The organism is Phenylobacterium sp. (genome assembly GCF_036563385.1).
Lineage (GTDB): Bacteria > Pseudomonadota > Alphaproteobacteria > Caulobacterales > Caulobacteraceae > Phenylobacterium.
Map to the genome: position 1 here is coordinate 299314 of NZ_DATCML010000012.1, position 21757 is coordinate 321070.

A 21757-nucleotide genomic window follows, 5' to 3' on the forward strand; every position below is an offset into this window, starting at 1 on the left:
GCACGGCCGCGTTCGTTTCCGTATGAGCATCGCGTTCCCGGCCGTGCGGCCGCCCTCCCCGGCCGCCGGCTTTCGGCGAGTCCCCCTCCTTTCCCTGATCCTCTCGGCCTTCGCGGCCCTGCTGGTCACCGCCTGCGACCGCGGCGGCGGGAACGGCCAGATCAGCGCCCGCGACGCGGATTACGCCGTCGAGGTCCTCGCCGCCGCCCCCGCCCACGGCTTTCCCAAGGACGCCTTCGGCGCCGACCAGCTGAAGGACGCCGAGGGTGCTGCTCGCGACCAGCGGCTGCGCGCCGCCCTCGTGGCCTACGCCCGCGCGCAGCACGGCCTTGGCGTGCCAAAGTCGGCGCTCCGCAAGGACTGGGGCCTGCGCCCGGCTGAGTACGACGCTGAGGCCGACCTCGCGGCCGCCCTGCAGAAGGGCGAGCTGCGCGAGTGGCTCGACGCCCTGCCCCCCGCCAACCCGCAGTACAAGACGCTCCAGGCGGCCTACGCGCGCTACCTGCAGCTGGCCGCCGACGGCGGCTGGCCCGCCGTGCCCGAGCGCCTGGCGCCCGGCGCGTCCGGCCCCGGCGTCGCCGCCCTGCACCAGCGCCTCGCCGCGGAAGATCCCGAGCTGAAGGACGTGCAGCCCAGCGGGACCTACGACGCCGCCCTGGCCGCCGCTGTCGGCCGCTTCCAGGCGGCCCACGGCCTGCCGGCCACTGGCCAGATCGACAAGGCCACCCACGCCGAGCTGAACGTCCCCGCCCTGGCCCGCGCCGCCCAGATCCGCGCCAACCTCGAGCGCCTGCGCTGGCTGCCGAGGGACCAGCCCGCCACCCGCATCGACGTCAACACCGCCGCCAGCGTGATGACCTACATCGAGGACGGGCAGGTGAAAGTCGCCATGCGCTCCGCGTCAGGCAAGCCCGGGGACGAGACCCCGATCCTCGCCTCGGCCGTGGACTCCATCGTCATCAACCCGCCCTGGAACGTGCCGGACGGCATCGCCCAGGAGGAGCTCTATCCCAAGGAAGCGGCCAATCCCGGCTACTTTGCGGCCAACAACTTCGTCCAGAAGGAAGGTCGCCTGGTCCAGCAGCCCGGACCGGAGAGCGCTCTTGGCCTGGTGAAGTTCGACTTCGACAATCCCTACGCCGTCTACCTGCACGACACCCCCGCCAAGGCCGCCTTCAACCAGGCCCGTCGCGCAGTGAGCCATGGCTGCGTACGGCTGGAGCAGGCGGTGCCCTTCGCCCGGATGCTGATCTCGCGCGAGCAGGGCTGGTCGGCCGAGCGCTTCGACCAGGTGCTCGCGTCGGGCGAGACGACCACCGTCAAGCTGGCCAAGAAGGTGCCGGTGCGCCTGATGTACCTGACGGCCTTCCCGGAGAATGGCCGCATCGCCTTCCGGCCCGACGTCTACGGCTGGGACGCCGAGCTGCTGCGGGTGATGGACGCACAAATGGCGAAGCAGATCGCCGCGGCGCCGGCAGGTCGGCGAGGCGGCTGAGGAGACCGGGTGCGACGCTCTGCGCCCGGCGGCGACCGCCGCTAGGCCGCGCCTCCCGCGAGGCCGGGAGCGATCGACCCGGGCGGCCCGTCCGTGACCGTGGCCGAGGGCCGCCCCTCGATCGTCCAGGTCACGCCGCCGGCCGCATAGAGGGATCGCACCGAGCCGCCGAGCTCCTGGGCGAGCCCCTTCAGGAGGCGCGAGCCAAAACCCTCCCGAGCGGGTGGCGAAACCGGCGGCCCGCCCGACTCTCGCCAGGTCAGCAGCAGCCTGTCCGGCGCGGCGCCCCCGCCAGGTTCGACCGACCAGGTGATCGCCACAAGTCCGGCGGCGCCGCTGAGGGCGCCGTACTTCACCGCATTGGTGGCCAGTTCGTGGAAGGCCATCGAGAACGCGAGGGCCTGGGTCGGCGCCAGCCGCACCGCCGGGCCTGACACCCTGAACCGCTCCAGTTGCTCGCCTCCGAAGGGCTTCAGCGCCGCTTCCAGCACCGCGGCAAGGTCCGCCCCGGACCATTGTTCCTGGGTCAGAACGTCGTGAGCGCGGGAAAGCGCCATCAGCCGTTCCACGAAGGCGGCCTGGTTGGCCTTGGGATCTCCGGTGCGCAGGGTCTGGGCGGCCAGGGACTGAACCGTGGCCAGGGTGTTCTTCACGCGGTGATTGAGTTCGTTGATGAGCAGCCTCTGCCGGGCCGCCGCCAGCTTCGCCTCGGTGATGTCCACGACCACCGCCGTGACGTACTGGGGCCGCCCCTCCCCATCCCGCTGCAGGGCCACGTTGTTGCTGACCCAGACGTGCCGGCCGTCAGGCTGGACGTAGCGCTTCTCAATGACGAAGGGCTCGCCGGTCTCGATCAGCTTCTGGAAGAGCAGCTTGTTGCCGGGCAGGTCATCCGGATGGGTGACCTCCTGCATGGTGCGGCTCATCAGGTCCTCCCGCGTGCGGCCGAGGATTTCGCACTGGCGGTCGTTCACGAGGACGAAGCGCCCGGTCAGGTCGGTCTGGGCGATGCCGACCGTCGCCTGGGTGAAGATGTCGGCGAACCTCGCCTCGCTGGCGCGGAGCCGTTCCTGCGCCCGGACGCGCTCGGTGATGTCGGAGCCTTGGGCGAAGATACCCTCCACCTCGCCGGAGGGGCCGACGATCGGCTGGTAGACGAAGTCGAAGTAGCCCTCTTCCAGCGGAGCTCCGGGGGCGGAGGGCAGCAGGATAGGGATCGCGCGGCCCTCATACGGACGACCTGTGCGATAAACCTCGTCGAGCAGCTCCAGGAACCCCTGGCCCGCCAGCTCGGGGACCGCCTCGCGCAGGGGCAGGCCTTCCAAGTCACGCCAGCCCATCAGCTGCAGGTAGCCCGGGTTGGCGTACTCGAACACGTGGTCCGGCCCGCGCAGCACGACGGCGAGCCCCGGCGCACGCTCGAACAGCTGGCGTAGCTCCGCCGAGATGCCGCGGACGGTGTCTCCCCGCCCCTCCTCTTCCGCCACACGCCTCTCCGAGATGCAGGGGCGGGAAGATATGAGGCCTTCCGCCTCCGCGCCAGCCGCGTGGGCATCCTGTAGGCAGGTCTTCCGGCTTGGCGGCGGCGTCGTCGTAGAGTTGGAGTGCACCGCCCAGAGCTGATCGACCAGCGCCTTGAGCGGCGCCGGCAGCCGCTCGTAGCTCAGCGCCGCGTGACCCAGGTGGTAAGTGATGCCGAGCTTTTCCGGCTTCGCCGAGATCGCTCTGCGCAAGCAGGCGCCTAGCCGGCGCGCCCCGGCGCGGTTGGCTCTTCCGCCCGCCCCACCCGCCCCGCTAGGTTGGCAGCCTCAGTTCCGGGGGCTTACCGCATGCTCAAGTTCGCAACCTTCGCCGGGGCCGCGGCGCTCGCCGGCGCCGCGCACGCACAGCCGTTGACGCCCTATTCGTCGGCGGCGGAGCAGCAGGCAGCGATGCGAAGCGGCGCGATCACCGCCGAGACCCTGGCGCGGCTGTCGCTCGATCGGATCGCCGAGATCGACAAGGCGGGCCCGAAGCTGAACAGCGTGCTGACCATCAACCCTCGCGCGCTTGCCGACGCCCGGCGCCTGGACCAGGAGCGCCGCGCCGGTCGCGAGCGCGGGCCGCTGCACGGCGTGCCGGTGCTGATCAAGGACAACATCGAGAGCGCCGACGGCACGGCGACCACCGCGGGATCCCTGGCGCTGGTGGACAACGTCACCCTGCGCGACGCGCCGATCGTCAAGCGGCTCACCGACGCCGGGGCGGTGATCCTCGGCAAGACCAATCTGTCGGAGTGGGCCAACTTCCGCTCCACCCGCTCGATCAGCGGCTGGAGCGCCATGGGCGGGCTGGTGCGCAACCCCTACGGCCTCGACCGCACGGCGTGCGGCTCGTCGTCGGGGTCGGCCGCCGCGGTGGCGGCGGGCCTCACGGCGATCGCCGTCGGCACGGAGACGGACGGCTCGGTGACATGCCCGGCGGCGATGAATGGGGTCGTGGGCCTCAAGCCGACGGTGGGGCTGGTGTCGCGCAGCTTCATCGTTCCCATCTCGCCGGAGCAGGACACCGCCGGCCCAATGACGCGCACGGTGGCCGACGCCGCCGCGGTGCTGAGCGTCATCGCCGGCACGGACCCCAAGGACCCCGCCACGCGCGACGCCGACCGCCACCGCGCGGACTACCTGGCCGCGTTGCACCCCGACGCCCTGCGCGGCGCGCGGATCGGCGTCCTGCGCAACCTGGCGGGTCGTCATCCGGAAACCGATAAGGTCTATGACAAGGCGCTGCAGGCCATGCGCGACGCCGGCGCCATCCTGGTGGACGTCAAGGGTCCGGAGAATGAGGTGCTGGAGCAGGTGGGCTCGGCCGAGGGCGACACCCTGCGGGCCGAGTTCAAGGCGGCGCTGAACGCCTACCTCGCCAGCACGCCGCCGCAGGTGAAAACCCGTACGCTGGACGCGCTGATCGCCTTCAACGCGGCCGATCGGCGGGAGACCCCGCTGTTCGGCCAGGAGATCTTCGAACAGTCCGCCAAGGCCCCGCCGCTCACCGACGCGGGCTACCGCAAGAAGCGAGCGGACGCCAAAACGCTGGCGGCCGCCACCCTCGACAAGCTCATGCGGGGGGCGAACGTCGTAGCCCTGGTGTCGCCGAGCGGCGGGCCGGCGTCGATCGTCGATCCGGTGAACGGCTCGCGCTTCTTCGGCTCCCCCTCCACCCTGCCGGCGGTGTCGGGCTACCCGCACCTGACCGTGCCGATGGGCGACGTCCAGGGCCTGCCGGTGGGGATCTCGTTCCTGGGCCCCGCCTGGTCGGAGGCGCGCCTGCTGTCGCTGGGCCACGCCTTCGAGCTTAAGACCCAGGCGCGGCGTCCGCCGCAGTTCCTGCCCTCGGTGGCGGCGCGGCCGGAGGTGGCGCGGGCCTACGATCCGCGCTGAGCGCCCTTGCGCCGGGCGGTTTTCGCCCCAATGTGAACCGAGCTTCAGCGTGACGCGTCCGCGCTTCGCGTCCGTCAAAACCGCAAATGGCCAAGGGCAGGAACGCTGGACAAGAACTCAAAAGCGCCGGCTCGGCGGCTGAGGAAGCGCAGGGTCGCCGAACTTCTGCGTGGGGATCGATCCGCCGCCCCGGTCGTTGGATCAGCATCGAGCGTCATCGAGAGACAGAGGACACGCCGAATGTTCGACGTTGTCGCGCCTCAGCCTGAAAACTCGATTCGACTGGAGCCGGGTGAAACGCCGGCCCTCCCCGGCGAGGCCGCGGGCTTCCATCTCATCGACACCACGATGATGTACGCGCCCAAGTCGGGCGGGGTGAAACGCTACCTCCTGGCGAAGCGCGCCTGGCTGGAGAAGCGGCGGCCCGACATGCGGCACACCCTGGTGGTGCCGGGCGCGCGGACGCGGGCCGAGAGCGACGGCCTGGTGACCATCGCCGCCACGCGCCTGCCGTTCGGCGACGGCTACCGCATGCCGGCGAGCCTGACCAAGTGGGAGACGGTGATCCGGATGCTCCAGCCGGACATCATCGAGGCGGGGGACGTGTTCGTCCCGGGCCATGCGGCGCTGGAGGCCGGCGAGGCGCTGGGCGTTCCCGTGGTGGGCTTCTGCCACACGGACGCCGCGACCCTGGCGGCGCTGCACTTCGGGGAGTGGGCGGAGGCGCCGACGTTCAACTTCTGGGCCCAGGCCTACCAGCGCTTCGACCACGTGGTGGCGCCTAGCCAGCACATGGCCAACCGGCTGATGGAGGCCGGCGTCGAGCGGATGAGCGTCCAGCAGTTGGGCGTGGACACCGAGCTCTTCCACCCCTCGCGCGGCGATCGCGGCAAGCTGCTGAAGCGGCTCGGCCTGCCAGGCGACACCCGGCTGCTGGTCTTCGCGGGCCGGCCGGCGCGGGAGAAGAACATCGACTCCATGGTGGCGGCCGTGGAGCGCCTGGGCGCGCCCTACAAGCTGCTGCTGATCGGGGCCGGCAAGGACGTGGGCTATTCGCCCCATGTGATCTGTCTCGATTACGAACGCGACCCGGCGAAGCTCGCCGGCATGATCGCCTCGTGCGACGCCTGCCTGCACGCCAACGAGAACGAGATCTTCGGCCTGGTTGTGCTGGAGGCGATGGCGGCGGGCGTCCCCGTTGTCGGCCCCAGCAAGGGCGGCGTGTCCGAGCTCATCGACGAGACGGTGGGCCAGCGGGCCCGCAACGTGGAGCCGGCGGGCCTCGCCGAAGCCATCGAGGCGCTGTTCTCCCGCGACCTGAACGCCGTCTCCCGCGCCGCCCGCCGCCGCGTCGAGATGCGCCACGGCTGGGACACCACCTTCGAGGGCCTGACCCGCCTCTACACGCGCCTGCTGGGCGAGAACCTCCGGCAGCCGGCGCTGGCGCTGACGGCCTGACGACCTAGCGCCCGGTGGGCATGTCCTTGAAGGGCACGTCCTTGTCCACCCGGATGTCTCCGGGCAGCCCAAGCACGCGCTCGGCGATGATGTTCTTCAGGATCTCGTCGGTGCCGCCGGCGATCCGCAGGCCCGGCGCCGTCAGCCACGAGGCGTGGAAGGCGCCCCGCAGCGGGGCCAGCTCGGGATCGTTGATGATCCCGTACTGATCGAGCATCTCGATGGCGGTGTGCGCCAGCTCCTGCATCTGCATGGCGCTCACCACCTTGCCGATGGAGCTCTCCGGCCCGGGCGTCTGCCCCTTCGAGAGGGCGGTGATCGTGCGGTTGCGGGTGTGCTTCAGCCCCTCGGCCTGGACGTACCAGTCGGCCAGCTTCTCGCGCACCGACTGGTCCTTGAGGGCGGGCGCCCCGTTCATGCCCGGCACGCTGCGAGCCGCCTCCAGGAACTGGTTCCACTGGGCCCCGGTCGCTCCGCCGACGGCGAGGCGTTCGTTCATCAGGGTGACCAGGCTGACGCGCCAGCCGTCATCCACGGCCCCCAGCCGCTGACTGTCCTTAACCCGAACGTCGGTGAAGAACACCTCGTTGAAGCCCGAGCCGCCGGACATCTGGTGGATCGGCCGGACCTCGATACCGGGGTCCTTCATGTCCACCCAGAACATGGTCATGCCCTTATGCTTGGGCGCATCCGGGTTGGTGCGGGTGATGACGATGCCGAAGTCAGAGATCTGGGCCCCGGTCGTCCACACCTTTTGGCCGGAAATCACCCATTCGTCACCGTCCCGCACTGCGCGGGTGCGGGCGGCGGCCACGTCCGAGCCGCCGGAGGGCTCACTGAACAGCTGGCACCAGATCTCCTCGCCGCGCAGGGCCGGACCGACGAAGCGCTTCTTGGTCTCCTCATCGGCGAAGGTCATGACCGTGGGGACGCACATGCCGAGCCCGATCTGGAACGGGTTCGGGGGGATCGGATACTTCGCCTCTTCCTGGCTGAAGATCACCTGCTGGATCGGCGTGCCGCCCGGGCCGCCCCATTCCCTAGGCCAGGTGATCTGCGCATAGCCGGCGGCGGCCTTCTTGGCCTGCCAGGCCTTCGAGGCGGCGAGCGAGCCGCCGCCCTCCATGTCGCTGAGATCGAGGGGCTCCTTCGGGGCGTTCGCCTCGAGCCATTCCCGCACCTGGGCGCGGTAGGCGGCTTCCTCGGGGGTGTCGTTGAAGTCCATGATCCGTCCTCCCTCAGGCCGCGTTGCGCCGCTCAAGCTGGCTGACCAACCGTTCCTTCCAGACCCGCGGCGCGCCCGCCACGAGGCCCAGCTGCCGCGACCGGCGATAGTAGAGGTGGGCGTCCACCTCCCAGGTGAAGCCGATTCCGCCGTGCGTCTGGATGTTCTCCTTGGCGGCGAACCAGTAGGCCTCTGAGGCGGCGATGCGGGCGGCGCTGGCGGCCACCGGCAGCTCGGGAGCGTTGGTGTTGAGCGCCCAGGCCCCATAGTAGGCGTTGGAGCGCGCCAGCTCGTTCTTCACGTACATGTCGGCGAGCTTGTGTTTGATGGCCTGGTAGGAGGCGATCACCCGTCCAAAGGCGTAGCGCTCCAGCGCATAGGCCTTGGCCATCTCCAGGCACTTGTCGGCCCCGCCGGTCTGCTCGAAGGCCAGCAGCACGGCGGCCCGGTCCATCACCTGCTCGAGCAGGGCGAAGCCCTCGCCGGCAGCGCCCAGGCGGCGGGCGGGGGCGCCCTGGAACGTGAGGCGCGCGGCGTCGCGCGTCGGGTCGATGGTCGAGACGGCCTCGCGCGTCACGCCCTCGCCGGTGAGGTCGACCAGGTAGAGGCCCGGCTGGCCGTTCTCCTTCGCCAGCACTAGCGCAAGGGTGGCGATGTCGCCGTCTGTGACCGGCAGCTTGGTCCCGCTGAGCTTGCCGCCGATCACGCTGGCTTGCAGCGAAGCCGCCGTGACCGGGCCGGGGCCTTCCGAGGTGGCGAGCGCGCCGATCACCTCGCCGCCGGCGATCTTCGGCAGGATCTCGGCCTTCTGCGCCTCGTCACCCGCCAGCATGACGGCCTCGCCGAGGAAGTAGACGGTGGAGGCGAAGGGGATCGGCGCCACCGCCCGGCCCAGCTCTTCGGCGATCACGCAGAGCTCGAGGTGGCCAAGGCCCAGGCCGCCGTGCTCCTCCGGGATGGCGGCGCCCAGCCAGCCCTGTTTGGCCACGGCGTTCCAAAGCGCTTCATCGTAGGGGCGCGCCGCGTCGTCCAGCACCTTGCGCACCTGCGCGGGCGAGCTGTTGGCGTCGAGGAACTTGCGCGCCTCGGACTTCAGGAACTTCTGATCGTCGGAGAAGTCGAAATTCATGCCCTGCCATCCCGCCGTGGACCGGCGTTCTCGTTTCCTCGCGCACCACCATTACGCGCGAGCGGCAGGCTGAAAAGTGTGACCTCGCGGAAGGCCGAGGCCTGCCGGGATCGCATCGCGATCCCGGCGGCCGTGGCGCCCTAGAACTTGTAGCCCACGCCGGCGGAGACCACCCAGGGGTCGAGGCTGACCTTGGACTTCACGCCGTTGAAGCGGTCCTTGGCTTCGGTTTCGAAGAAGATCTTCTTCACGTCCACATTGGCGCTCCACGGACCCTGGATCGCAACGTCGGCGCCAGCCTGCAGGGCGACGCCGAAGCCGTCGTCGATGTCGAGTCCGAAGCCGTTGAAGTCCTTGTCGGCGTAGAAGAACATGTAGTTCACGCCCGCACCCACATAGGGGCTGACCTTGGCGGCCGGAGCGAAGTGGTACTGCAGCGCTACCGTCGGAGGCAGAACCCAGGTCTCCTTCACCTTGATGTCGGCGCCTGCGCCCTTGGCGCGCACGGTGTGCTTGGTGGAGCCGGCGATCACCTCGACGGCGATGTTGTCCGTCAGGAAGTAGCTGAGCCCGATGGTCGGCATCACGCTGTCGTCTACGTCGGCCTTCAGGCCCGTGGCGGCGCCCGCGAGGGTGGTGATCGGGTCCCCGGCGTCCGGCGCCACGTCGGTCACGCGCACGTTCAGCATGACGGTCCCAGCGGCCTTCGGCTGGAAGTCCTGAGCCTGGGCGGCGCCGGCCATGGCGAGCGCCGCGCCGGCGGCGAGGACCAGTTGGATGGTTTTCATGTCTATCCCCTGCTTGGCGGCATGGCCGCGCCCGGGAGATGCGCCCTTCAAGCAAGCGTCGCCTTGATGTTGCTCAAGGCTGGACGATCCTTCCTCGTGCAGAGAGTCGGCGTCTGTGGGTGGCGAGGGCGACGCGGGCGGTCTAAATCCGTAGCATGCGCACCGAAACCCCGCAGCCGATCCGGCTGTCCGACTACGCCCCGCCGGCCTACCTCGTGGACGAGGTCCACCTGGCTTTCGACCTGCAGCCCAACACCACTCGCGTGAAGGCGCGCCTTCAGGTCCGACGCAACGGCGAGCATGCCGAGCCCCTGCGGTTCAACGGCGAGCGGCTCAAGCCGATCTCGGTCGCGATCGACGGACGGACGCTGTCCGACACCGAGCGGACGATCGACGACGAGTTCCTGACCATCCCGGACGCGCCAGCCCAGTTCGTGCTGGAGACCGAGGTCGAGATCGACCCGGAAAACAACAAGGCGCTGTCCGGCCTCTACATGTCCGGCGGCCGGTTCTGCACCCAGTGCGAGGCGGAGGGCTTCCGCACCATCACCTTCTGGCCCGACCGGCCGGACGTGCTGAGCCGGTTCACGGTGCGGATCGAGGCGGACCGCAAGTTCCAGCACCTGCTGTCGAATGGCAACTTGGTCGAGGCCGGCGATCTGCCGGGCGGCCGCCATTTTGCCGTCTGGAACGATCCCTTCCCGAAGCCGAGCTACCTCTTCGCCCTCGTCGCTGGCGAGTTGGACGTCCTGGAAGACAAGCTCGTGACCATGAGCGGCCGGACGGTCGACCTGCGCATCTATGTGGACCCCGGCATGGCGCCGCGCGCCGCCTACGCCATGGACGCCCTGAAGCGGTCGATGAAGTGGGATGAGGAGGCGTTCGGGCGCGAGTACGACCTCGACCTGTTCATGATCGTCGCCGTCCGCGACTTCAACTTCGGGGCGATGGAGAACAAGGGGCTGAACATCTTCAACTCCTCGCTCCTGTTGGCCGACCCCGCGACCGCCACCGACATGGACTTCGAGCGCATCGAAAGCGTCGTGGCGCACGAGTACTTCCACAACTGGACCGGCGACCGGATCACCTGCCGCGACTGGTTCCAGCTCTGCCTCAAGGAGGGTCTCACGGTCTTCCGCGACCAGAGCTTCTCGGGCGACATGCGCGGCCACGCCGTGCAGCGGATCAAGGACGTTAAGGCGCTGCGCGCCCGCCAATTCGCTGAGGACCAGGGGCCGCTCGCCCACCCTGTTCGGCCATCGAGCTACCTGAAGATCGACAACTTCTACACGGCCACCATCTACGAGAAGGGCTCGGAGGTGATCCGGATGCTGAAGACCCTGATCGGGGCCGAGGCGTTTCGGAAGGGCATGGACCTCTACTTCGAGCGGTGGGACGGCCACGCGACTACGGTCGAGGCCTTCATCGACTGCTTCGCCGAGGCTTCGGACCGAGACCTCAGCGACTTCTTCGCCTGGTACGAGCAGGCCGGCACCCCGCGAGTGTCGCTGAAGACCCGCTATGACGAGCAGGCCCGCACCCTCTCGCTGGAGCTGGCGCAGGAGACCCCGCCGACGCCGGGACAGCCGACAAAGCGCCCGCTGCCGATCCCGGTCACCATCGGCCTGCTCGACCACGAAGGCCGGACCCTGGCCTTCGAGCGCGACGGCCACGCCGTGGACGAGACGGTGGTGGTCCTGGACCAGGCGCAGGCCACGGTGACCCTCACGGGGGTCGAGTCCCGTCCCGTGGTTTCGGCCCTGCGTGGCTTTTCGGCGCCTGTGGTGCTGACCACCGACGCGCCGCCGAAGGACCGCTATGTCCAGCTGGCGGCCGACCCGGGCCTGTTCAACCGCTGGGAAGCCGGCCAGGAGCTGGCCCGCGGGCTGATCCTGTCGCGCGCGGACGGCCGCGCCGACGAGGTTAACGAGGAGCGCTATGCGGAGGCCGTCGGCCGCGCCCTGGCGGACCAGGCTTCGGACCCGGCGTTCAAGGCCCTGCTGCTGGCGCTGCCGTCCGAGTCGGACCTGGCCCTGGCCATGCAACCCGCCGACCCCGCCGCCATCCACGAGGCGCGCGACGCCCTGCGGCTGCGGCTGGCGCTGCACCTGACCACGGAGTTGCGGCATCTGCACACGGGCCTGCAGGACCTGGGCGAGTTCTCGCCAGACGCAGCGGGGGCCGGGCGGCGGGCGTTGCGCAACGCGGCGCTGGATCTGATGGCCGCCAACCCGCGCTCCGACATCGCCGACATCGCCGACGGGCACTATCGCGCCGCCCGCAACATGACCGACGCCATCGGCGGCCTGTCGGCCCTGATGCTGATCGGCGGGCAGGCCTACGAGGCGGCGCTGGAGGACTTCTACGAGCGCTGGAAGGCGGAGCCGCTGGTGATCGACAAGTGGTTCGCCGTTCAGGCGCGGGATCCGGCGGACAGCGTGCTGGGCCGGGTCATGGGGCTGACCGCCCACCCTGCCTTCGACGCCAAGAACCCCAACCGCCTGCGCGCGCTCGTCTCGACGTTCGCCAACTTCAACCCTGCGCGGTTCCACGACCCCAGCGGCGCCGGCTATCGGTTCCTGGCCGACCAGATCATCGCGGTGGACGGCTACAACCCGATGACGGCCGCGAGGCTCGTCGACCCCTTGGGCGGCTGGCGGCGCTACACCCCCGGACTGGGCGCCCTGATGAAGGCCGAGCTGCAGCGCATCCTGCAGACCCAGGGCCTGTCGAAGAATGTGTTCGAACTGGTCAGCCGGGCGCTGGGCGAGGAGGCCTGAGGCGCAAACGCCGCGCTCCGAACGGGTGACGAGCGGGCCGACGCACCCTAGACTCGCCTGCTGAGCGAGGACTTAGGTCTGGGGGGAGCGGCAGGCGTTGGCCAGGCGCGGAGGCAAGCACGCGGCTGAAGCGCCTGTGGACGCGCGCGGCGAGGACGCGTCCGAGCAGCCCCGCCGGCCGAGCTACAGCTTCGCGCGCATCGCGATCCTCGCCACCCTGCTGCTGCTGGCGGTCTACACGGCCGTCGCTGTGGGACGGATCAACGCCGGGCCGCAGTCGGCCCAGGAGCAGATGGTCTGGCTGGCCGCGCCCCTCGCCACGGCGTTCGCGCTCGGCCTGCTGCTGCTGTTCGAGTGGCGGCGGGTGGAAGAGGCGCACGCGGCCTATACCACCTCTGAGCATCGCTTCCGCCTGGCCGTGGAAGCCGCACGCTGCGGCATCTGGGAGTGGGACCTCACCTCGGACCGGATCTTCATGTCCGACGTCACCGGCGCCCTATTCGGCTGGCGCGGCGGCGTGGTGGACGGCCAGCAGGTTCTGGACCGCGTGGCGCCGGGGCACCGCGACGGACTGCGCGACGCGCTGGCCAACGCCGCGGTCTACGGGGGCTTCGACGTCTCGTTCCAGGTCCCCTCCCCGATCGGCGGCCGCCCTGTGTGGATCGACGCCCGCGGCCAAGGCTTCGGCGACGCCCCGGAGGGCGGCTTCGCCCGCATCATCGGCGTGGCCCTGGACGTCACGGAAGAGCGGCTGGCCCAGGCTAGGGCTCAGACCGCCGAGAGCCGCCTGCGCGATGCGATCGAGAGCGTCTCGGAGGCCTTCGTCCTGTGGGACCGGCACGGCCGGCTCCTGATGTGCAACAAGAACTACCGCAACTACTTCCGGCTCGATCCGCAGCTGCTGAAGCCGGGCGTGCAGCGCGAACAGGTGGACCGGTTCGCCCAGCTGGCGGTCCGCCAGGACTTCGCGGCGCCCGGCGGGGCGCGCGGGGTCCGGGAAGCCGAGCTCGTGGACGGCCGCTGGGTGCAGATCTCGGAGCGATCCACGGCCGAGGGCGGACTGGTGGTGACCGCCGCCGACATCACCGCGCTGAAGGCGCAGGAGGAGGCCAGGCGGCGCAACGAGGAGGCGCTGCGCAAGGCGGTGGCCAACCTCGAGGCCAGCCAGTCGGAGCTGTCGGAGCTGGCCCGCAAGTACGAGGTTGAGAAGGTCCGCGCCGAGAGCGCCAACAAGGCCAAGAGCGAGTTCCTGGCCAACATGTCCCACGAGCTCAGGACCCCGCTCAACGCCATCAACGGCTTCTCCGAGATCATGCTGGGCGAGATGTACGGCCCGCTGGGCGACCGTCGCTACAAGGAGTACTCGCGCGACATCCTGCACTCCGGTCAGCACCTGCTGGCCCTGATCAACGACATCCTGGACATGTCGAAGATCGAGGCGGGCAAGATGACCATGCGCTTCGAGCCCGTGTCGCTCGAGGAGGTCGCCGAGGACGCGGCGCGCCTGGTGCGCAATCGCGCCGAGACGGCCGGGCTGAAGCTCGAGGTGGAGTTCCCGAGCCTTCCCGAGGTGGAGGCGGACTACCGCGCCGTGAAGCAGGTGCTGCTCAACCTGCTGTCCAACGCCATCAAGTTCACGCCCCGAGGCGGGCGGATCACCATCCGGGCCGAGCTGCGGGCCGAGCACCTGGGCGAGCGGGTGCGAGTGGCCGTGCAGGACACCGGCATCGGCATCGCCCGGGACGACCTGGCCCGGCTGGCCCGGCCGTTCGAGCAGATTGAGAGCCAGCACTCCAAGACGCAGCAGGGCACAGGCCTCGGCCTCGCCCTCACCAAGGCCCTCGTGGAGATGCACGGCGGCCTGCTGGACCTGCAGAGCGCACCCGGTCAGGGCACCGAAGCCAGCTTCCTGCTGCCGGTGCGGCAGACCGCGGCCGAAACCGCCAAGGCGCACGCCGCGGCCTGACGCGCCCGCTCCGCAGCTGGGGGACGGCTCAGGCGGGCTTCTGCCCCGGTGACGGTGATGACCGCCGCGGCGGTGCTCGCCGCGCTTCAGTTCATCGCCCGACAGCACCCCGTCCTGGATGCAAAGTGAGGCTCGCTCCCGTCCGGACGTCGCCTGGGCGCCTTCTCCGCCGTCAGGGTTGCACGATGATGTCGTAGGCTTTCCGCGCCGCCACGCGGGATGACGAAAGTTTGGCGAAGAGGGTCTTCAGGGTGCGCGCCTCCCCGGCCCGAGCGAGGAGGGCCTGGAACGGCTTGGGTTCAAGCGCAGGATCGCCGTTTTCCTCCAGCGCCACCTTCAGCATCTGGGTCAGGTTCTGCTGCAGGCGCCAGGCGTCCTCCAACGCCGCAACGGGGCCCGCGGGCGCCAGCCGGGCCTCGCGAAAGGCTGCGAGCGCCTCGGCGGTGTTGGGCTTCAGCGGCCCCCCTTCCGCGGCGTGGGTGAGCTGGAGGAACTGGGCGGCGAACTCGACGTCCACGAGGCCGCCCGGCGTGAGCTTCAGGTCCCAGTCGCCCTTCGGCGGCCGCTCGCGCTCGAGGAGGTCACGCATCTCCCGGACGTCGGCGGCGGTGCGGCGGCGGTCACGCGGGCGCCGGAGCGCCGTCTCGACGGCCTCGCAGGCCTGCCGGGCGAAGGCCTCGGACGTGGCCCAGACGACCCTGGCGCGGGTGAGCGCCAGCAGCTCCCACGTCTCGGCCTCGCCCTGGTAATAGGCGTCGAACGCGGTGCAACTCACCGCCACCGGCCCCTTGGTGCCGGACGGCCGCAACTGCATGTCCACCTCATAGAGGCCGCCCTCCGCCGTCTGGCTGGACAGAGCCGCGATCAGCCGCTGGGTGAAGCGGCCATAGAAGGTGGACGCGTCCCAGCCCTTGGTTGCGGAGATCGCCGCGGGATCGCCGGCGCGGTAGAGGGTCATGAGATCGAGGTCGGAGCCCGCGCTCATCTCGCGCGAGCCGCACTTGCCGAGCGCCACGACGGCCACGTCACCCTCAAAGGCGCCGCCCAGCCGCTCGGTCTCGCCGAGCGCCGCCGGCGCCAGAGCCTCGATGCAGACGTCGGCGAGATCGGCGAAGGCCTTGCCGGCCACCTCGGCCGTGGCGGCGCCGCTCATCACCTGGACGCCGACCCGGAAGGCCTGCTCGCGGTGCGCCCGCCGCACGGCGTCCATGGCCGCCTCGAAGCCCTCGGCCCGGGCGACGGCGGCCTGCATCACCGCCCGATCCTCCGAGATGTCGATGGGGGCGAAGAAGTCCGAGTCCAGCATGGCGTCGATGGCCGCCGGCCGCCGCGACAGGGTGCTGGCCAGCCGCGGGGCGAAGGCCATGACCTGCACCACCAGCTCGAAGAGGCGCGGCTGGGCCAGGAACAGGGACTGCAGCTGCACGCCGGACGACAGTCGGGCGAAGAAGTCGGCGAAGCGGTTGAAGGCGACATCCGGCGCGCCGGTGGCCTGGAAGGCGTCGAGCAGCCGCGGCGCGAGGCGGGTGAAGAGCTCGCGGCCCCGCTCGGTGCGGGTCGCCGGGATCCGGCCGTGGTGCCAGCTGCGAATGGTCTGCGACACCCGGGCCGGGCTGGAGAATCCCATTCGCGCAAGGGTGGCGAGCGTCTCGGGGTCGTCATCGACACCTGTGAAGACCAGGCTGCCGAACCGCGACGACAACGGCTCCTCCTCGGGGAAGAGCTCGGCGTAGCGGCCGTTCACGGTCTTGAGCGTGCGCGTGATGGCCGCGTCGAAGCTGCGCAGCGCCGGGTAGCCGGCCAGGGCGGCCACGCGCTTGCGCTCGTTGTCGCTCTCCGGGAGGCGGTGGGTCTGCTCGTCCTCCAGCATCTGGATGCGGTGCTCCACAGCCCGCAGCTGCCGATAGGCCGCGGTGAGCTCGGCGCAGGCGTCGGGCTCCACGTGGCCGGCGTCCCGAAGCGCGGCCAGCGCATCGAGGGTGCGGTTGCTGCGCAGCTCGGGATTGCGGCCGCCGAGGATCAGCTGCTGGGTCTGGACGTAGAACTCGATCTCGCGGATCCCGCCCCGGCCGAGCTTGAGGTCGACGCCCTTGGCCGAGACCCGCTCGTCTACCTTGTGGGCGTGGATCTGGCGCTTGATGGAATGGATGTCGGCGATGGCCGCGAAGTCGAGATTGCGGCGCCACACGAAGGGCTGCAGCTCGGCCAGGAAGGCGCGGGCGGCGGGCACGTCGCCGGCGCAGGGCCGCGCCTTGATGAAGGCGGCCCGCTCCCAGTTCTGGCCCACGGTCTCGTAGTACTCCAGCGCCGCGGGGATCGGCACGGCGGGCGGCGTCGAAGACGGGTCCGGGCGCAGCCGGAGGTCCATGCGGAAGACATAGCCGTCGCCGGTCTTGGCCTGCATCAGCTCGGAGAGGCGGTGGGTCAGGCGCACCGCAAAGGCCTGAGGCTCGACTCCCTCGCCGACCGGCAGCCGGTCAGGGTCGAAGAAGACCGAGACGTCGATATCGCTGGAATAGTTCAGCTCGTAGGCGCCCTGCTTGCCCATGGCGATGCAGAACCAGCCGGGGACAGGCCCCTCGTCTCCGGTCCCAAGCTGCGCCAGCCGGCCGGCGGCGACTTCGCCGCGCGCCGCAACGGCCAGGGCGGCGGCGACAGCGGCGTCCGCAAACCGGGTGAGCGCGCCGGTCACCTGGTCCAGCTCCCACAGGCCCCCCAGGTCACAAAGGGCCGTCAACAGGTGCAGCTCGGCCTTCAGCTTGCGGAGCTCGACGGCCGCGGCCTCGGCGTGGAGCGCCGCCGCGGCGGCCGTGCGGGCCAGCACGTCGGCGAGCCGACTCTCGGCGTCGGATTCCAGGATGCGGCCCAGCATCTCGGGATCGCGGCGGGCCAGGCTCGCCAGGTAGGAGGAGGCGCCGAACACCGGGGCCAGCGCCGGCCAGGCCTGGTCCAGTGCGGGCGCGGTCCAGCGGCCTTCGATGATCTCGCGGGCTCGCGCGGTGGCGCGCGCGTCCAGGACCGGGCCGCAGGCCACGAGGCGTTCGGCGATTACGGCCATTTAACTGGCGGCTCCAAGGCCGAGCTGCGCACTATGAGCATGGCCGGGGATGGAGACGTGGCGGATGACGGCGGCGGACCTGATCACTCTGCGGCCGCTGGCGCGCGGGGCGGACGCCGCCCTCCTGGCGCTGCGGGCCGGGGTGGGCGCGTTCCTGGTGTTCGGGGTGTGGGACAACATCACGAGCGCGGAGCACATGCAGGCGTTCACGACCTTCCTGGACAAGTTCGGGTTCCCGTGGCCCCACCTTCTCGCGCCCTTCGACGTGTGGGTCCAGTTCGCGGTGGGGGTCTGCTTCGTCCTGGGCCTGCTGACACGCTGGGCGGGCCTGCTCTGCGCGGTGAACTTCATTGTCGCGATCGTCATGGTCGACCACCACGGCGGCTGGCGGGCGGCGTTCCCGTCCATGTGCCTGGTGCTGATCGGGCTCTACCTGGCCACGCACGGCGCCGGCGCCCTCTCTGCGGACCGGCTGCTGTTCCGGCCGCGGCGCGGCGGCCTGGCGCGGGCTGACTAGGCTCTCGGCAGCACCAGGGCGACGCGCAACCCAGGCCCCATCTCGCCCACCTGCCCGGGGCCCTCAGCGAGCTCCAGCCGCCCGCCATGCGCCTCGGCCACCGCGGCGACGAGCGAGAGCCCGAGGCCGGCGCCCGGCTCGTTGCGGCTGTTCTCGAGGCGCACGAAGCGCTGGACCACACGTTCGCGGTCGGCCTCCGGCACGCCGGGTCCCGTGTCCGTCACCGAGAACTCCACCTCGCCCGACGAGCGGCGGCGAACGCGCAGCATGATGGCGCCGCCGGACGGCGTGTACTTGATGGCGTTGTCGAGGATGTTGGCCAGGGCCTGGGCCAGGAATTCGCGGTTTCCGCGCACCTGCAGATCCTTGGCGAACTCCGCGGCGAAGTCGATCTCCTTGTCCTCGCACAGCGGCTCGTAGAGCTCGGCGATGTCTGCGGCGAGGTCCGCCGGGTCGAAAAGCACCGGGTCAGGGGCGGAGCCCGCGGCCTGCAGGCGCGCGATGGAGAGCACGGCGCCGAAGGTCTTCAGCACGCCGTCCGTGTCGGTGAGCGCCTGCGCCAGCGCCTCCTCGGCGTCGCCCTTGCCGGCCTCGACATCGATGTAGGCGGCCTCCAGGCGGGCGCGCAGGCGCGTGAGCGGGGAGCGCAGGTCGTGGGCGATGGCGTCGCCGGCGTGCTTGTGGCCGGCCATGGAGCGTTCCAGCCGGTCCAGCATCTCGTTGAGGCCGATGGCCAGTTCGTCGAACTCGTCGCGGGTGCCGCGGACCCGCGCGCGGGCGGCGAGGTCGCCGTTGCGCACCGCGTCCACCACCTCGGTCAGTCCCGCCATGCTGCGGCTGACGTTCCGGCTGACCAACACGCCGCCGGCCAGGCCCAGCATCACCACGAGGGCGCCGGCGCCCCAGAGCGCGTTGATGATCTTCAGGACATAGGCCTCGTCCTCGCCCACGTCGGCGCCGACGAACAGGATCTCACCCCCGCTGAGCCGCTGCTGCAGGCCGCGGGCCGGGTTGCGGACCAGCCGCCCCTGTTCGTCCTCATCGGTGATCTGGAAGGTGGTCCAGGTGGGGTCGCCGTCGAACTCCTCCACGGGGCTCTCCTCGATCGAGCCCGAGATGGTCCTCCCGTCGCGGGTCATCAGGAGGTAGAGGAACGGCCGCTCGGCGGCGGCCCGCTCGATGGTGGCCTGGTTGACGGCGGCGATGCCGGCCCGATCGTAGGCGGCCACCAGCGAGCGCATCTCGCGGGTGATCTCCTGGTCGGTGCGGCGCGCGGCCTCGCCGGCCGTCGCCACATAGATGTAGGCCAGGAAGGCGAAGGCGGCGCTGGCGAACAGCGCCAGGAACAGCAGCGTCAGCCGGAACGGCGTGGTCCGGAAGATGCGCGGCAGGCGCATGACTCGAGCCTTCCCCGTTTACGGGGAAGGGGGACCATCGGCCGAAGAGCCGATGGTGGAAGGGGCGGCGGCAGGCGCGGAGCCCGTGCTCGCCCCCTCCACCACCCGCTCTGCGGCGGGCGGTCCCCCTCCCCCGCTGCGCGTGGGAGGCAAATCAGGCATCCAGGCGGTAACCCGCCCCGCGGACGGTCTGCAGCATCGGCCGGTCGAAGCCCTTGTCGATCTTGGAACGCAGGCGGCTGATGTGCACGTCGATGACGTTGGTCTGAGGGTCGAAGTGATATTCCCAGACCTTCTCCAGGAGCATGGTGCGGGTCACCGACTGCCCGGCGTGGCGCATCATGAATTCCAGGAGCTGGAACTCGCGGGGCTGGAGGTCGATCTCCTTGCCCTGGCGATGCACCGTGCGGGCGATGAGGTCCATCTCCAGCTCGCCCACGCGCAGCAGGGTCTGCACCGACCCGGTTTCGCGCCGGCGGGCCAGCGCCTCGACCCGGGCGATCAGCTCGGCGAAGGCATAGGGCTTCACCAGATAATCGTCGCCCCCCGCCTGCAGCCCGGCCACGCGGTCGCCCACCTCGCCGAGCGCCGAGAGGAACAGGACGGGGGTCTGGTCGCCCTCCCGCCGCAGGGTGGTGATCAGGGTGACGCCGTCCATCCTCGGCATCATGCGGTCGACGATCATCACGTCGAATTCGCCGTCGCGGGCGGCGGCGAGACCCTCCTCGCCGTCCGCCGCGCGGACGCAACTGTAGCCAGCCTCGCTGAGGCCGCGCTCCATGGCTTCGGCCGCTTCGAGGTCGTCTTCGACGATCAGGATCCGCATGATTCTCCGCCCCCGCGAGAACCGGACCCTAGCCTGAAACCTTCAGCGGCAGGAAGGAGGTGCGGCCGTTGCGGTAGACGCCCACCAGCACGCTGGTGCGGTTGGAACGCTTTGCGGCCTCCACCACGGCGGCCAGATCCGCGGCGCTGTTGATCGGGCGGTCGCCGGCGCGGGTGATCAGGTCCCCGCGGCGCAGGCCCTTCTCGGCCGCGTCGGAGGCCTGGTCGACGCTGGTCACCAGAGCGCCACGCACGTCGGCCGGCACGCTGAGCTGGCGGCGCGAGGCGTCGTCCAGCGGGGCCAGCGACAGGCCGATCACCGGGGCCGAGGGAGCCGCGGGCGCGGCCGGCGCACGGCCGCCTGGCGTGTTGTCATTGGACGCCAGCTCGCGTTCCGACGGACGGACGCCGGAGCGAACCTCGACCGTGCGACGGCGGCCGTCGCGGATCACCTCCAGCCGCAGGGCGTCGCCCGGGCGGGCCTGGGCCACGCGGCGGGTCAGCTCGGACGAGGTCTTCACCGGCTGGCCGTTCACCGAGACCACCACGTCGCCGACCATCAGGCCAGCCCGCTGCGACGGGCCGCCGGCGACCAGGTCACCAACGATCGCGCCGCGCTGGTCGCCCATGCCCTGGGCTTCGGCCATCTCGCGGGTGAAGTTCTGGATGGAGGCGCCGATGTAGCCGCGCTCGATCCGGCCGCCGCGGATCAGTTGCTGGGTGACAGTCTTGGCGACGTCGGCCGGGATGGCGAAGCCGATGCCCACCGAGCCGCCGGACGGCGAGAAGATCGCCGTGTTCACGCCGATGACGCGGCCGTAGATGTCGAAGGTCGGGCCGCCCGAGTTGCCCCGATTGATGGGGGCGTCGATCTGGATGTAGTCGACGAAGGTCTCGCCGATGTCACGGCCGTAGGCCGAGATGATGCCGGCCGTGGCGGTGCCTCCGAGGCCGAAGGGGTTGCCCACCGCGATGACCCAGTCGCCGACCCGCGGCTTGGCGGAGTCCTCGAAGTCGACGAACGGGAAGGGCCCGCTGCGGCCCTTCACCTTCAGCACGGCCAAGTCGGTGCCTTCGTCGCGGCCGACGATCTCGGCCTCGAGCTCGGTCTCGTCCTTCATGACGACCGTGATGCGCTCGGCGTTCTCGACCACGTGGTTGTTCGTGACGATGTAGCCGTCGCGGGAGATGAAGAAGCCGGAGCCGGAGGACTGCTGGCTGGGTAGCCGGGGCTGGCCGCGCTCGGTCTGGCCACCCTGCGGCGGGGCGGTGGGATCGTCCCCATCGTCGCCATCGGGCTGCGGCAGCAGGAACGGCAGGCCCGGAATGGCGCGGCGCAGCAGGTTGGGGTCCGCGCGGCTGGTGACGTTGATCGAGACCACGGCCGGCGACACGCGCTCGAAGATGTCGGCATAGGACATGGGCGCGCCCGGCGGGGGCGCGAAGATCGGGGCCGTGGAGGCGCGGATCAGCTGCGCCTCGTCGGCCTGGGCGGTCGGAAGGCGCATGCCTGCGCCCGCCACCGCCGCCGCCATCACGCCGGCGCCGGCCACGGCGCCCAGGAGGTAACCGGTCTTCTTCGAGGTCATAAGCCTTCTATTCCCTGCGCGGGGCCGCGAGATCCGCCCCCACCCGAAAACACCTAGGTTCGATGCACGAGAGTGCAACGTCTCTCAAGTTACGTTTAGGTCACCCTGCGC

General features: G+C 70.6%; 13 protein-coding genes and 1 pseudogene. 6 read left to right on the top strand and 8 right to left on the bottom strand.

Going from position 1 to position 21757, the window contains the following annotated elements; genetic code table 11:
- The first annotated feature begins 22 nt into the window (after window positions 1-22).
- Window positions 23-1495 carry a L,D-transpeptidase family protein gene (locus VIL67_RS12685; protein ID WP_332049266.1) on the top strand — a complete coding sequence of 491 codons (1473 nt, stop codon included), beginning with the start codon at window positions 23-25 and terminating at the stop codon, window positions 1493-1495.
- A gap of 41 nt (window positions 1496-1536) precedes the next feature.
- On the opposite strand, the gene VIL67_RS12690 is transcribed toward VIL67_RS12685, so the two are convergent.
- Window positions 1537-3228, bottom strand: coding sequence for a sensor histidine kinase (locus VIL67_RS12690; RefSeq protein ID WP_332049267.1), 1692 nt, complete (start codon window positions 3226-3228; stop codon window positions 1537-1539).
- A gap of 96 nt (window positions 3229-3324) precedes the next feature.
- Here VIL67_RS12690 and VIL67_RS12695 point away from each other — a divergent pair, with 96 nt between their 5' ends.
- Window positions 3325-4914, top strand: a complete 1590-nt coding sequence (locus tag VIL67_RS12695; protein WP_332049268.1) for an amidase — start codon at window positions 3325-3327, stop codon at window positions 4912-4914.
- Window positions 4915-5154: 240 nt separating this feature from the next.
- A complete protein-coding gene (locus VIL67_RS12700; protein WP_332049269.1) occupies window positions 5155-6372 on the top strand; it encodes a glycosyltransferase in 1218 nt (405 codons plus the stop codon).
- A gap of 4 nt (window positions 6373-6376) precedes the next feature.
- Here VIL67_RS12700 and VIL67_RS12705 read toward each other — a convergent pair whose 3' ends face one another.
- The 3 genes from VIL67_RS12705 to VIL67_RS12715 all read right to left on the bottom strand — a co-directional run bounded on the left by VIL67_RS12705 (window position 6377) and on the right by VIL67_RS12715 (window position 9514).
- Entirely contained in the window at window positions 6377-7597 is a 1221-nt protein-coding gene (locus tag VIL67_RS12705) for an acyl-CoA dehydrogenase family protein (RefSeq protein WP_332049270.1), read from the bottom strand.
- A 13-nt stretch (window positions 7598-7610) separates the two neighbouring features.
- Window positions 7611-8726 (bottom strand): acyl-CoA dehydrogenase family protein, encoded by a 1116-nt coding sequence (locus VIL67_RS12710; protein ID WP_332049271.1) that lies wholly within the window; start codon window positions 8724-8726, stop codon window positions 7611-7613.
- A gap of 140 nt (window positions 8727-8866) precedes the next feature.
- Window positions 8867-9514: an OmpW/AlkL family protein gene (locus VIL67_RS12715; RefSeq protein WP_332049272.1), complete on the bottom strand. Its 648-nt coding sequence runs from the start codon at window positions 9512-9514 to the stop codon at window positions 8867-8869.
- Window positions 9515-9669: 155 nt separating this feature from the next.
- On the opposite strand from VIL67_RS12715, the gene pepN reads away from it, so the two are divergent.
- Both pepN and VIL67_RS12725 read left to right on the top strand, forming a co-directional pair.
- On the top strand, window positions 9670-12294 hold the full coding sequence (gene pepN / locus VIL67_RS12720; protein WP_332049273.1) for an aminopeptidase N: 2625 nt from the start codon (window positions 9670-9672) through the stop codon (window positions 12292-12294).
- A gap of 136 nt (window positions 12295-12430) precedes the next feature.
- Window positions 12431-14260 (top strand): annotated as a pseudogene (locus tag VIL67_RS12725) (PAS domain-containing sensor histidine kinase); the annotation flags it as partial.
- Window positions 14261-14432: 172 nt separating this feature from the next.
- On the opposite strand, the gene VIL67_RS12730 reads toward VIL67_RS12725, so the two are convergent.
- Window positions 14433-17318, bottom strand: coding sequence for a bifunctional [glutamine synthetase] adenylyltransferase/[glutamine synthetase]-adenylyl-L-tyrosine phosphorylase (locus tag VIL67_RS12730; RefSeq protein ID WP_332049275.1), 2886 nt, complete (start codon window positions 17316-17318; stop codon window positions 14433-14435).
- Between the two features lie 64 nt (window positions 17319-17382).
- Here VIL67_RS12730 and VIL67_RS12735 point away from each other — a divergent pair, with 64 nt between their 5' ends.
- A complete protein-coding gene (locus tag VIL67_RS12735) occupies window positions 17383-17835 on the top strand; it encodes a DoxX family protein (RefSeq protein ID WP_332049276.1) in 453 nt (150 codons plus the stop codon).
- On the opposite strand, the gene VIL67_RS12740 is transcribed toward VIL67_RS12735, so the two are convergent.
- The 3 genes from VIL67_RS12740 to VIL67_RS12750 all read right to left on the bottom strand — a co-directional run bounded on the left by VIL67_RS12740 (window position 17832) and on the right by VIL67_RS12750 (window position 21646).
- Window positions 17832-19232, bottom strand: coding sequence for a sensor histidine kinase (locus tag VIL67_RS12740; protein WP_332049277.1), 1401 nt, complete (start codon window positions 19230-19232; stop codon window positions 17832-17834). The two genes, VIL67_RS12735 and VIL67_RS12740, sit on opposite strands and share 4 nt — an antisense overlap.
- Window positions 19233-19386: 154 nt before the next feature.
- The gene (locus tag VIL67_RS12745; protein ID WP_332049278.1) at window positions 19387-20058 is read right to left on the bottom strand and encodes a response regulator transcription factor; all 672 of its coding nucleotides are present in this window, start codon (window positions 20056-20058) and stop codon (window positions 19387-19389) included.
- A 28-nt stretch (window positions 20059-20086) separates the two neighbouring features.
- Window positions 20087-21646, bottom strand: coding sequence for a Do family serine endopeptidase (locus tag VIL67_RS12750; RefSeq protein ID WP_332049279.1), 1560 nt, complete (start codon window positions 21644-21646; stop codon window positions 20087-20089).
- Window positions 21647-21757 lie beyond the last annotated feature (111 nt).